At 64.0% G+C, this 12,467-nt stretch carries 11 protein-coding genes; 4 read left to right on the top strand and 7 right to left on the bottom strand.

Annotated elements, in window-relative coordinates; genetic code table 11:
* Positions 1 to 11: 11 nt before the first annotated feature.
* The 6 genes from flgK to ACIQ3Q_RS07120 all read right to left on the bottom strand — a co-directional run bounded on the left by flgK (position 12) and on the right by ACIQ3Q_RS07120 (position 6,514).
* A complete protein-coding gene (gene flgK, locus ACIQ3Q_RS07145; protein WP_396268337.1) occupies positions 12 to 1,970 on the bottom strand; it encodes a flagellar hook-associated protein FlgK in 1,959 nt (652 codons plus the stop codon).
* A 16-nt stretch (positions 1,971 to 1,986) separates the two neighbouring features.
* On the bottom strand, positions 1,987 to 2,868 hold the full coding sequence (gene flgJ / locus ACIQ3Q_RS07140; RefSeq protein WP_396268336.1) for a flagellar assembly peptidoglycan hydrolase FlgJ: 882 nt from the start codon (positions 2,866 to 2,868) through the stop codon (positions 1,987 to 1,989).
* A complete protein-coding gene (locus ACIQ3Q_RS07135) occupies positions 2,868 to 4,001 on the bottom strand; it encodes a flagellar basal body P-ring protein FlgI (RefSeq protein WP_396268335.1) in 1,134 nt (377 codons plus the stop codon). Before ACIQ3Q_RS07135 ends, flgJ begins: the two co-directional genes overlap by 1 nt.
* Before the next feature lie 47 nt (positions 4,002 to 4,048).
* A complete protein-coding gene (locus ACIQ3Q_RS07130) occupies positions 4,049 to 4,783 on the bottom strand; it encodes a flagellar basal body L-ring protein FlgH (protein WP_396268334.1) in 735 nt (244 codons plus the stop codon).
* A gap of 8 nt (positions 4,784 to 4,791) precedes the next feature.
* Entirely contained in the window at positions 4,792 to 5,574 is a 783-nt protein-coding gene (gene flgG, locus ACIQ3Q_RS07125) for a flagellar basal-body rod protein FlgG (RefSeq protein WP_396268333.1), read from the bottom strand.
* A 112-nt stretch (positions 5,575 to 5,686) separates the two neighbouring features.
* A complete protein-coding gene (locus tag ACIQ3Q_RS07120; RefSeq protein ID WP_396268332.1) occupies positions 5,687 to 6,514 on the bottom strand; it encodes an enoyl-CoA hydratase-related protein in 828 nt (275 codons plus the stop codon).
* 135 nt (positions 6,515 to 6,649) lie between these two features.
* Here ACIQ3Q_RS07120 and ACIQ3Q_RS07115 point away from each other — a divergent pair, with 135 nt between their 5' ends.
* Together ACIQ3Q_RS07115 and ACIQ3Q_RS07110 are read left to right on the top strand one after the other, a co-directional pair.
* On the top strand, positions 6,650 to 7,354 hold the full coding sequence (locus ACIQ3Q_RS07115) for an alpha/beta fold hydrolase (protein WP_396268331.1): 705 nt from the start codon (positions 6,650 to 6,652) through the stop codon (positions 7,352 to 7,354).
* The gene (locus ACIQ3Q_RS07110) at positions 7,351 to 8,190 is read left to right on the top strand and encodes a lysophospholipase (RefSeq protein ID WP_396268329.1); all 840 of its coding nucleotides are present in this window, start codon (positions 7,351 to 7,353) and stop codon (positions 8,188 to 8,190) included. The genes ACIQ3Q_RS07115 and ACIQ3Q_RS07110 overlap by 4 nt, the downstream gene beginning before the upstream one ends.
* A 3-nt stretch (positions 8,191 to 8,193) precedes the next feature.
* Here the strand turns inward: ACIQ3Q_RS07110 and ACIQ3Q_RS07105 are convergent, their stop codons facing one another.
* Complete coding sequence (locus tag ACIQ3Q_RS07105; protein WP_396268328.1) at positions 8,194 to 9,714, bottom strand: CoA-acylating methylmalonate-semialdehyde dehydrogenase; 1,521 nt, start codon at positions 9,712 to 9,714, stop codon at positions 8,194 to 8,196.
* Between the two features lie 132 nt (positions 9,715 to 9,846).
* On the opposite strand from ACIQ3Q_RS07105, the gene ACIQ3Q_RS07100 reads away from it, so the two are divergent.
* Both ACIQ3Q_RS07100 and ACIQ3Q_RS07095 read left to right on the top strand, forming a co-directional pair.
* The gene (locus ACIQ3Q_RS07100; protein WP_396268327.1) at positions 9,847 to 10,776 is read left to right on the top strand and encodes a LysR family transcriptional regulator; all 930 of its coding nucleotides are present in this window, start codon (positions 9,847 to 9,849) and stop codon (positions 10,774 to 10,776) included.
* A gap of 95 nt (positions 10,777 to 10,871) precedes the next feature.
* Complete coding sequence (locus ACIQ3Q_RS07095) at positions 10,872 to 12,437, top strand: methyl-accepting chemotaxis protein (RefSeq protein ID WP_396268326.1); 1,566 nt, start codon at positions 10,872 to 10,874, stop codon at positions 12,435 to 12,437.
* Positions 12,438 to 12,467 lie beyond the last annotated feature (30 nt).

The following is a 12,467-nucleotide window of genomic DNA, read 5'->3' as shown; positions in this document are numbered from 1 at the left end:
CCTTCAATCAGTTAGCTGCCCAGCTGCAACATGGTGTCGAACACCGATTGCGCCACTTGCAGCACCTTGGCGGCGGCTTGGTAAGACTGCTGAAACTGGATCAGGCGCGAGGCCTCCTCGTCCAGATTGACGCCGGTCTTCGACGCCAAGGTGGCGTCGGCCTGCTCTGATGCGGTGGCGGAGATATTGGTGGCCAATCGGGCGCTCTGCACCCGCACACCGATGTCGGCCATGGCCGCAGCGTAGGCGTCAGTGGCAGTGCGCCCGCCAATGGGGTTGCCATTGCCGTCCAGCGTCAAGCCGACGATGCGGTCATCGGCCAAGGACGACATGGCCAACGCATTGCCGTTGTTGCTGCCGGGAAAGAGGGTCTTGTCCACGGTGATGGTGTCACCCGTCTTGGGCACACCGTTCAGCGACACCGTGAAACCATTCAGGTTGATACCTTCGCCCGCCGTCCAGGTGCCTGTGCCGACGTTCACCAGGGCACCTGTGTCGCGGTCCAACATTTCCCAGGTGTAGTCTCCGGTGCCGGAGGTGAAGCTGATGTTGGTGATCAGCTGGGTGTCAGGGGTGCCCGTGACGAGCAATTCACGCAGGGTGGCCGTGCCCGTGTTGCCCACGCCGAAGGTGGCGGTCACCGGCGAAGCTGCAGCAACGCCCAGGGTGTCGTCAAGAGCGCGCTGCATGCCGCTGGCCGCACGGCCTACAGGCTGAAGCGTATAGCGGTCACCGGGCTGCAGGCCGAGCCCCCCCACATCAACGCGCATGCCGTCGACCACGTCACCGCTGTTGATGTTGCGCACCAATCCGTCTGACAAACGCGTCAGTTGCAAGTTGCCGCCTGCATTCAGGCGCAAGTCGTAATCGCTGGCCACCAACTGCGAGGGGTCGGTGACGGTCATGTTGACGGAGGCCAAGAGCTGTCCGCTGCCGTCGCGTGCATTGAAGCGTGACGCCAAGGCTTCGGGGCCGCCAAAGCGGAAGAGCGCCACGCCCGGTCCTGGGGGCTTGCCGAGGTCCAAGCCGCGTGACTGCGCCTCGTTGACCTTGCCTGCAAAGGCGGCCGCCATTTGGCCCAGCATGTTGCGGGCATCGACCAAGTCGTTGTTTTGAAAGTTGATCAAGCCGGCCATCGAGCCGCCGGTCAGGGCGTCCTCGTTCAGGTCGAGCAGCTGGCCTTGCGTGGAGATGGCCAGCGCAGCGGTGCTGGGGTCTGGGTCGCCGGACTTGATGACGATCTGAGAGGCCTCGCTGCCCAGCACCAGGCGCTGGCCACCGGCCACGAAGACGCCGACCGTGCCATCGTCTGCGGGCAGGGTGGTGACTTGCAGAAAGCCGCTCAGCTCCTTGATCAGCGAGTCGCGCTGATCCAGCAAGTCGTTGGGGAGTTGATTCAGACCTTTGTAGCCAGCGATCAGATCGTTGACTTCGGCAATGCGCCCTGTCAGCCCGTTGATGGTGACTGCTGAGGACTCTAGGTCTGCCACGACACCGCGCTGCAGGATGTCAATGCGGTTTGCGGCGCCAGCAAAGCGGTCGGCCACATCGGCCGCGCGGGCCAGCACCACTTGGCGGGCAGAGTTGTCGGAGGGCGAGTTGGCCAAGTCTGTCATGGCGGCGAAAAAATCGCCCATGGCATAGCCCAGGCCTTGCTCGCCCGGTGGGAACACGTCTTCGAGTTGCACCAACTGCTGATGGCGTGCGTCGTCCATCTTGGCCAAGGAGGTGGCCACCGCTGCCTGCATGGTCAGGAACTGGTCGTGGGCGCGCCGCACATTGACCACATCCACGCCCTTGCCAAAAAAGCCCGCGCCACTGAACTGGCCCTGTGAGGTGGCCACTTCAGTTTGCTGGCGCGAGAACCCTGCCACATGGGCGTTGGCGATGTTGTGGGAGGTGGACTGCAAGGAGGCCGTGCTGGCGAACATGGCCCGCATGCCGATGTTCATCAAGGCGGAGCTGGTCATGGTGGGTTCCTGCAGGTCAGCCGTTCACACTGCGTTGCAGGCGCAGCGTGGTGTTGATGACGCGGCCCAGCTTTTCGGCATAGGCGGGGTCAGTGGCGTAGCCTGCTTTTTGCAAGCCCTCGGCAAAGCCCTTGGCATCCGCCCCAGCGGCCACCACGCCGGCATAGCGGGGGCTGTTCTTCATCAACTGGGCATAGTCTCTGAAGGAGTCTGCATAGCTGTCATAGGCGCGGAACTTCTGCACCACCTTGCGAGCCACACCATTGCTGTATTCGGTGGTCAGCACGTCCACGGTATCGCCCTTCCAATTGCCCGTGGCCTTGATGCCGAACAGGTTATGGGCGCTGCTGCCGTCGGGGTGCTTGATCTCCTTGCGGCCCCAGCCGCTCTCATGGGCGGCCTGCGCGATCATGAACTCAGCCGGAATGCCGCTGGCGCGCTCGGCGGCCTCGGCGGCTTGGGTGTGCTGTTGCACGAAGTTGGCGGCGGACTTCTGCGGCAGGGTAACCTTGGCATCAGGCCGGTTCAGTTCCAGTGGCTTGGCCAGTGCGGCTTTATCCACCTTGGGGATGGGCCCGGGGTTCATGCCCATTTGCCGCTCCAATTGGCGCGCAATCACATCGCTCAGGCTGCCCGGTGCGCCGGAGAGCTTGGTGGCCAGTTGGGTGTCCAGCATCTCGTAGCCCAGCTTGGTGCCTTCGTTGGACAAGGGGTCTTCAGCCAGCGTGGCCTTGCGCATGCTCTTGAGCAGCTCTTGCATGAAGATGGCTTCAAACTGCTTGGCGGCTTCGCGCGTGACAGCCTTGGGGTCTTGGGCGGCGCGCTGTTTGAGCAGCTCCATGCCGCGTACATCGCCAAAGCCTGATCCTGCGCCCTGTAAAGCGCTTGAGGGGGTCATCAGATCACCTCCAGTTCCGCTTGCAATGCACCAGCGGCCTTCATGGCCTGCAAGATGGCCAGCAGGTCTTGCGGCGTTGCGCCCAGTGAGTTCAAAGCCTTCACTACATCGGCCAGCTTGGCCCCTTCAGGCAACTGCGTGATGGCTCCGCCTTGTTGTTGAACCGTGATCTCTGACTTTTCCGTCACCACCGTTTGACCGCCCGAGAGCGCGTTCGGTTGGCTCACGATGGGAATGGCATTGATGGTGACCGTCAGGCTGCCATGGGCAATGGCACAAGCGGCCAAGGTGACTGCCTGGTTCATCACCACCGAGCCGGTGCGGGGGTTGAGCACCACGCGCGCCGCCGGTTTGGCCAGCTCAATGGGCAGGTTCTCAATGTCGGCCAAGAAGGTGACCCGTTCATTCATGTCTTTGGGGGCCTTGACGCGCACGATGCGGCCATCCAGAGCTTGTGCCGTGCCGTCGCCTTTTTCTCGGTTGATGGCCATGGCCACCGCGCGCGCGGTGTTGAAGTCACCGGCGGCCACATCTAGCTGAAGGAACTCACCTTGGTGAAGCGGTGTGGGGACGCTGCGTTCAACGGTGGCGCCTTGGGGCACACGGCCTCCGCTGAGATGGTTGATCTGCACCTTCGAGCCTCCCGCAGCGGCGCCCGCGCCCCCCACAATCAAACCGCCTTGGGCAAGGGCATAGACCTGCCCGTCGGCGCCCTTGAGCGGGGTCGCAATCAGGGTACCGCCCCGAAGGCTTTTGGCATTACCGATGGAGGACACGCTGACATCGATCTGTTGGCCGGGCTGCGCAAAGGGCGGCAGTTGCGCGGTGACCAGCACCGCTGCAATGTTCTTGATCTGCATGGCTGTACCCGGAGGCACAGTGATGCCCATCTGCTGCAGCATCGAGTTCAGGCCTTGGGCAGTGAACGGCGCTTGGGCGGTTTGGTCACCCGTGCCGTCTAAGCCCACCACCAATCCGTAGCCCATCAGTTGGTTGCTGCGCACGCCTTGCACGGCGGCCACCTCTTTGAGCCTTTGAGCCGCTTGGCTGGACCAGGGCCACCACAATGCGGCCCAGGCCGTCAGTGCGACGAGGGTGAGGGCATGCTTGAACAGTCGTTGGGAGGTGGTCATGGTGTTGGCAAGTACTTCAGGGAGCTTGCCAACGATTCTGGGCAAACTTAAACCGGCAGAAGGTTTAAGAAGAACCGTGCGAGCCAGCCAATTCCTTGAGCGTCTGACATCTGGCCGCGACCACGATGCTCAACACGCACATTGGCGATCTGAGCGCTCTGAACGGTGTTGCCCGGCAAGATGGCGCGCGGGTCCACCTGCCCAGTAAAGCGCAGCACATCCACGTTGTGGTTCACGCCAATTTGCTTCTCACCCGCGATCAAGAGATGGCCATTGGGCAGCACCCCGGTGACGATGGCGGTGATGGTGCCGCTGAAGTCATTGGTGTTCTCAGTGGTGCCCGAGCCTTCGAACTTGTTGGTGCCGTTGGCCGTGGCATTGGCCAAGCCATTCGCAAAGCTGTTGGCTTTGACGCCTGGCAAGGCCGAGATGCCCGCATCGACGGATGCCTTCTTGTCCACCGTGCTGGTGGCCGACTGCGTGGCGCTGACCTTTTCGGCAATGCGCACGGTCAAGGTGTCGCCCACATGGCGGGCTCGATAGTCTTCGAACATTGGCCGGTAGGCGGCGGAGGCATAGATGGACCCTGTGATGGCCGCAGGGGGCGGCGCAGATACCGGGACGGGTTCGTAGGCCGCCATGGCGATGGGGCCGCTGGCCGGCATGGCCGGCGCGGTGGCGGTGGGGAACTCGACATTCGGGACGGGGTAGAGGGTTTGGCAAGCACTCAGGCCCAAGACAGGCAAGGCCAGTGCCATGGCGCGAAGCAGGAGAGACGACATCAGCGGGCTCACAGTTGCGACAGACGCTGCAGCATCTGGTCGGAGGTGGAGATGGCCTTGGAGTTCAGCTCATAGGCGCGTTGGGTCTGGATCATGGACACCAGCTCTTCCACCACGTTCACATTGCTGGTTTCCAGAAAGCCTTGCTGCAGCGTGCCCAGGCCGTTGGCGCCCGCGTTGCCTGCTTGCGGGGCGCCTGAGGCGGCCGTCTCGGCAAAGAGGTTTTGTCCGCGTGGTTCTAGACCCGCCGGATTCACAAACGTGGCCAGTTGCAGCTGGCCCACGTTCTGCGGCACGGGCTGGCCGGGCAGGGCCACACTTACCACGCCGTCGTTGGAGATGGTCACGCTCTGCGCCGTCACCGGGATGGTGATGCCGGGTTGCAGCAAATAGCCACTGTTGGTGACGATCTGGCCTTGGGCATCCAGTTGAAAAGCCCCGTCGCGGCTGTAGCCGGTGGTGCCGTCCGGCATGGTGATCTGGAAGAAGCCGTTGCCCTTGATGGCGATGTCCAGCGTGCCCGAGCTCTGCTGCAAGTTGCCTTGCGCGAAGTTGCGTGCGGTGGCCACGGCCCGTGTGCCCAGGCCGATCTGCAAGCCGGTGGGCAACTGCGTTTGCTCCGAGCTGGCCGCACCCGCTTGCCGCAGGTTCTGATAGATCAAGTCCTCGAACACCGCATGGGCTCGTTTGTAGCCCGCGGTGGCGGTGTTGGCGAGGTTGTGCGAGATGTGGTCCAGCTGGGTCTGCTGGGCCTCCATCCCGGTTTTGGCAATCCAGAGCGATCTAAGCATGGGTACTGCTCCCATTGAGGGTGATGACCCAATGATCGTCCGGACTTGAGGCGCCCAAGGCTCCAAAAAGCAGGCGCTTCACCGCACAGTTTTGGGGTGCGGTCGCCCGCGCTTAGAGCGGTGCCAAAGGCTCGAACTGGGCTGCCTGCTTAGCTTGCCAGGCGGCAATGGCTTGGCTCATTTCGCCAATGTCGAAGATCGCACTTTGCAGCAGGCTCATCTGGGCCAGGGCGTCGGCTGTGCCGTGGTCGCGGGCATAGTTCAGCGCTTGTTTGCTGCCCGAGATAGCCAGTGGGCTCTTGGCAGCGATCTCAGCGGCCAAGGCCAGGGCGTGCGCCTCCAGCGCAGCGGCATCAGGCAGCACCGCATTCACCAGGCCAGCCGCCAAGGCGCGCTCGGCCCCTAAGCGCTCGCCGGTGTAGCAAAGCTGGCGCACCAGACCTTGCGGCAGCAGCTTGGGTAGGCGCTGCAGCGAACCCAGGTCGGCGGCCATGCCGATGTGGATCTCCTGCACCGTGAAGAAGGCATCGGCACTGCACACCCGCACATCACACGCGGCGGCCAGGTCCAGCGCGCCGCCAATGCAGCCGCCCTGCACCGCACAGATCACCGGAAAGCGCGCTTCTTCCAGCGCCGTGAAGCAGGCCATCAGCCGCTGCAAGCCTGCGGTGAAGGCCTGGCGCTGTCGTGCGGTGGAGGTGTTGAGCATGGCCAAGCCACCGGCAAACACCTCGAGCGCCATGCCCGCCGAAAAGTGCTTGCCGGTGGACGACACTACCAGCACCCGCGTCTGCCCTGCGTCGTCCAGCGCCTGCACCGCGTCCTTCAGCGCCGGAAAGAAGCTGGGCTCCATGGTGTTCATGCGCTCAGGGCGGCAGAGCACCAAACGCGAAACGCCAGTGGCAGGGTCGGTGTGGATGGTGAAGGCGGGGTGGGACATGGGGAGACTTCCTCTGAAGTGTTGCGAGTGATCTTTGCGCAGCGGGGAATGGTAGGCCTTGGCGCGAGGCTGAGACGCCAGGGTTTGCGGCAAGATGCGTCGATGCAGAGCAAACCTGATGAACCTTGTTGTTTGATGCTGCCGGGCCTGGATGGCACAGGCAATCTGTTTGAGCCTTTATTGCAGGCCTTGGGTGATGAATGGCCTAGTCGAGTCATGCGCTACCCCGTCAACCCCGGCTGGGGCTATGCAGAGCTGCTGACGTGGTTGCAGGATCACATTCCCAACGATCAGCCGCTCTTCATCCTGGCGGAGTCCTTCTCGGGCCCATTGGCCATTGAGCTGGCAGCGCGACGGCCTCAACAGGTGCGAGGCCTTGTGCTGTGCTGTACCTTTGCAGCCAACCCGCGGCCGGGCTTGAATTGGGCTGCGGGGCTGTTGCCTTGGCTGCCCATGGTGACATGGCCTAGCGGGCCTATGCTGCGCTTGCTCATGGGGCTTGATGGGCCGGCTGAGGCCCGCCGGCAGATGGCCGAAGTCGTGTCGGGCCTGCCGCCGGACTTGGTGCGGGCACGCTTGGCGGCTGTGATGGCGGTGGATGTGCGGCCCGTCTTGCCAAGCTTGAGGCAGCCAGTTTGGGTGCTGCAAGCCGACGCTGACGCGCTGGTGCCTTCTGCTGCCACGCAAGAATTCTGTGACGGTATTTCCCATGCCCAACTTGTTCGGCTGGCGGGGCCCCACGCCTTGCTGCAGGCTTGTCCTGAGGCGGCAGCCGCCGTTTTGAGGGATGCTTGGAGGCAATGCTTCCCCGATCTTCCTGCTGAAAGTGCATACTCATGAACCAAACGCTGACCACCCCCGACGGCATCTCCTTAGCGCTTCGCGCCTGGGTGCCGGAAGGCCCGCCATGTGGCCAGGTGCTGCTGGTGCACGGCCTGGGCGAGCACATGGGTCGCTATGAGGCCGTGGCGCAAGCTTTGGTGGCGCAAGGCTGGGCGGTGCAGGCCTATGACCAACGCGGCCATGGCGCCTCTGGCGGAGGGCGCGGCCAGATGGCGGCGGATGACAGCCTGTTGGCCGATCTGGGCCTGGTGCTTGGGCACATGCGCAGCGTGCCTTCAGCGGGGCCGCTGATCTTGTTGGGGCACAGCCTGGGCGGTCTGGTGGCCGCGCGCTATGTGGCTGAAGGCTTGCAGGCCGCACCGGCGCCCTGGTGGCAGGCGGTTGATGGTTTGGTGTTGTCATCTCCTGCCTTGGATGCGGGCATGACGGCGTTTCAGAAGCTGCTGACGGCCGTGGTGTCTCGTGTGGCGCCCAGTTTGGCCGTGGGCAATGGTCTGAACGTGAATGACATCTGCCGTGACCCCGCCGTGGTGCAGGCCTATGTGGCCGACCCGCTGGTGCACGACCGCATCAGTGGCCGCTTGGCCCGTTTCATTGCCGAGGCTGGGCCTTGGGTGGAGGGCTTGGCGCCGCAATGGCGCACGCCCACGCTGCTGATGTGGGCCGGGGCGGATCGGTGTGTGAACCCCGCCGGGTCGGCCCGCTTTGCGCAAGCAGCGCCGCCTCAAGCTTTGAGCCAGAAAGCCTGGCCCGCGTTGGCCCACGAAATCTTCAATGAACCCGAGCGGGCCGAGGTGGTGACGCACCTGCTGGACTGGCTGGCGCGCCGCTGAACCTCACTTGGCCGTCGGCATCACAAACTCAGCGCCCTTGCCAATGCTGGCGGGCCAGCGCTGCATGATGCTTTTTTGCTTGGTGTAGAAGCGCACGCCTTCTTCGCCGTAGGCGTGCATGTCGCCAAACAGGCTCTTCTTCCAGCCGCCAAAGCCATGCCAGGCCATGGGCACGGGGATGGGCACGTTGATGCCCACCATGCCCACCTGCACGCGGCGGCTGAACTCGCGCGCCACATTGCCGTCGCTGGTGAAGCAGGCCACGCCGTTGCCGTATTGGTGGGCGTTGACCAGATCAAGCGCCTCAGCAAAATCTTTGACGCGCACGCAGGCCAGCACCGGGCCGAAGATTTCCTCTTGGTAGATGCGCATCTGCGGCGTGACGTGGTCAAACAAGGTGCCGCCGGTCCAGAAGCCGTCTTCCAGGCCGCTGGCGCGCACACCGCGCCCGTCCACCACCAAGCTGGCCCCTTCTTCCACGCCCAGGGCGATGTAGCCCTCGATGCGGTCGCGGGCCTCGCGGGTGACGATGGGGCCCATCTCGGCGTCCAACTCCATGCCGTTCTTGATCTTCAGGGTCTTGGCGCGCTCGGCCAGCTTGGGCATCACCTTATCAGCCACATCGCCCACCAACACCGCCACGCTGATGGCCATGCAGCGCTCTCCGGCGGAGCCGTAGGCCGCGCCGATCAGCGCGTCCACCGCCTGCTCGACGTCGGCATCGGGCATGACCACCATGTGGTTCTTGGCGCCGCCCAGGGCTTGCACACGCTTGCCGTGGTGGGCGCCGGTTTCATAGATGTATTGGGCAATCGGGGTAGAGCCCACAAAGCTGATGGCTTTGACATCGGGGTGGCTCAGCAGCGTGTCCACGGCCAGCTTGTCGCCCTGCACCACGTTGAACACGCCATCAGGCAGGCCGGCTTGCTTCAGCAGGTCGGCGACGAACAAGCTGGCGCTGGGGTCGCGCTCGCTGGGCTTGAGCACAAAGGTATTGCCGCAGGCCAGGGCCACCGGGAACATCCACATGGGCACCATGACGGGGAAGTTAAACGGCGTGATGCTAGCCACCACGCCCAGGGGCTGGCGCAGGGTCCAGTTGTCGATGCCGGTGCTGACCTGGTCGGTGAAGTCGCTCTTCAGCAGTTGCGGTGCGCCGCAAGCAAACTCAACGATGTCGATGCCGCGCATCACCTCACCCTGGGCGTCGGTGAAGACCTTGCCGTGTTCGGCGGTGATCATCGCGGCCAGCGTGTCCTTGTGCTGGTTCAGCAGCGCCAAGAAGTTGTTCAGCACCCGGGCTCGGCGTATGGGCGGTGTTTCCGCCCAGGCCGGAAAGGCCGCGGCGGCGGCGGCCACAGCGGCGTGCACATCGGCCTCGGCGGCCAGGCGAACATGGCGGGCCACGGCACCGGTGGCCGGGTTGTAGACGGCCTGACGGCGCTCGCCTGAACCGGAATAGGGTGCGCCCGCAATGAAGTGAGCGATCTCGGCGGTGCTGGTGTAGGGCAGGGGAGCAGTCATGGTGGCCTGAGCACAAGGGAGTTGAAGCACGCAGTCTAGTGAGTGTGGCGAGGCTTTGAAATGCTGCCTGACTGGATTCATTGTTCTGAATAATGAACAATAGATGCTGAGCAAAGCACTGGGAACTGCACGATGAGCACCGACTTGAGAACCTTGATGTGGAGCCATGTGCACGCCCTGACCGTGCTGGCCGAGGCCGGCAGCTTCACCACGGCGGCCCAGCGCTTGGGGGTGTCTAAGGCGGCCATGAGCCAGCGCGTGGCCGAACTGGAGCGCGCCCTGGCTGTGCCCCTGGTGCGCCGCACCACCCGCAGCATGCAGCTCACCGAGGCGGGCCTGCGCCTGGTGGAGGCGACCCGTGGCAATTTCGAGGCCATTGCTCAGGCCTTCAGCGGCATTCAAGAGTTGGCAGCGGAACCGCGCGGGCTGCTGCGGGTGACCGCCCCGGTGGCCTTGGCGCGCCAGCATTTGGTGGACTTGCTGCCGCAGTTCCTGAAGCAATACCCCCAGGTCCGCCTGGAGCTGGACCTGTCCGACCGCCTGCGCCCGCTGGCGCAAGAAGGCTTCGATCTGGCCATCCGCCACACCAGCATGCCGCCCGACACCCATGTCGCCTGGGCCTTGCGGCCCACGCGCTCTTTGTTGGCGGCTAGTCCCGCGTACTTGGCACAACGGGGGCAGCCCCGTCACCCGAGTGAGTTGAGCCAGCACGCCTGTTTGCTCTACCCCCGTCCCGGGGAGGCCAGCGCCTGGAGCCTGGAGCCCAACAACGGCGACGCAGCAGGGCGCGTCAGCGTGGCGGTCAGCGGGCCCTTTGCGGCCAACAACAGCGAGGCCTTGCGCGAGGCGGCGGTGGCGGGCTTAGGCATTGCCCTGCTGCCAGACTTCAGCGCCGAAGGTGCCCTGGCCCAGGGGCTGCTGGTGCCTGTTTTGCCGCAGTGGCAGCCGGTGGGGGCGTTTGGCTCGCAGATCTGGGCGGTGCGTCCGCACAGTGCGCAAGTGCCTTTGGCGGTGAAGGCGCTGGTGGCTTTTTTGAGGCAAGCCTGGGGAGCCAAGGCCTGAAAAGCCCACCTTAGGGCGCTCACTTCCAGCGTCCTTGCCGCACCTGCCCTCCAGACAATCGGAGCATTGATGCATGCTTCCCCGAAAGAGGGTCTATGGGCAATAACGCCGCATTTCAACTCAGCCTGGCCAAGCGCCTGGGGCTGGGCTTTTCCGTGCTTTTGCTGGCCATGTGCCTGGTGGCCGGGCTGGCGCTCTGGGAGCTGCAGGCTCAGGGTCAGCGCATGCGTCATATTGTGGAGGTCAACAACAGCAAGGCTGAATTGGCTCACGGCCTGATGGAGAACATCAGCAGCATGGCCATTCAGGCTCGGTCCATCACGCTCTTGACCGATGTGAAAGACATCGACGCAGAAACGGCGCAAATGGCCCAAGCCCTGCGTGACTACGCCAAGCTGTTTGGAATGCTCGACCAGCAAGTACGCGCGGACGGCGACCCCGAGGAAGTGGCGCTGAGTGCGGCCATCGCCGCTGCCGCTGCCAAGGCCATTCCCTTGATCAAGCAAGCGGCCCATGAAGGCGAGATCGGCGCCGGGGTGGAAGCCACCTTGACCCTGACCAGCCGTGTTCGACCCGCTGAGGCTGAATGGCGCAAGCTGGTCAGCAACTATCTGGCCCATGTGGCCGCAGAGAACAAGCATGCTGCCGAGCAAGCACTTGCCGCGCAGCAGCGCGCTGGAGTACTGATCGGCGGCTTGCTGCTGGTGGCGCTGGTGTTCGGGGCCATCTTGGCGTGGCGTATCACCCTGAGCGTGACCGTGCCCCTGGGCCAAGCGGTGCAACTCGCCGAGGGCATTGCTCAGGGCGATCTCAGCCTGCCCATGCCCGCCCAGCGGCACGACGAAATGGGCCGCTTGTTTGACGCCATGTCGCGCATGCAAAACCACCTGCGCGATTTGGTGGGGGGTATCCGTGAATCCGCCGAATCTCTGCGCACAGCCAGCGCGGAAGTGGCCGCTGGCAATTTGAATTTATCTCAGCGCACCGAAGTGGCGGCGGGCAACCTGCAAGAAGCGGCCTCGTCGCTGACACACGTGACCGATACCGTACGGCAGTCGGCCGATGCGGCTCAACAGGCCAATGCCATGGCGGCCACGGCCACCGAGGTGGCCCGCAAAGGCGGTGAGGTGGTGGGACAGGTCGTCAACACCATGGAGCGGATCAATGAATCCTCGCGGCGCATCTTTGACATCATTGGCGTGATCGACGGCATCGCCTTCCAGACCAATATCCTGGCCCTCAATGCGGCGGTTGAAGCGGCACGTGCCGGCGAGCAAGGGCGCGGCTTTGCCGTGGTGGCAGGTGAGGTGCGCGGCCTGGCTGGGCGCTCAGCCCAAGCGGCCAAAGAGATCAAGGCCTTGATTGGCGCCAGTGTCGCGACGGTGGACCAGGGGGCCCGGCTGGTGGCTGATGCGGGCTCCACCATGGAAGAGCTGGTGTCCAACGTGGCCCTGGTGCAAGGCATCATTGAAGAGATCACGACGGCTTCGTCTCAGCAAAGCTCAGGCTTGGCGTCGGTGAATGCGTCGGTGGGCCAACTCGACGCCATGACGCAGCAGAATGCAGCGCTGGTGGAGCAATCTGCTGCGTCTGCCGATAGCCTGCAATCACAGGCAGGGCGCTTGGCCGAAATGGTGAGCGTTTTCAAGGTTCAGGCCTAAGTCAAACCATTGCCCGACCAACTCTCGGGC

It is taken from the genome of Ideonella sp. (assembly GCF_044358605.1).
In the GTDB taxonomy this organism is placed as follows: Bacteria; Pseudomonadota; Gammaproteobacteria; order Burkholderiales; family Burkholderiaceae_C; genus Ideonella.
This window is presented reverse-complemented; position numbering and strand designations above follow the sequence as displayed.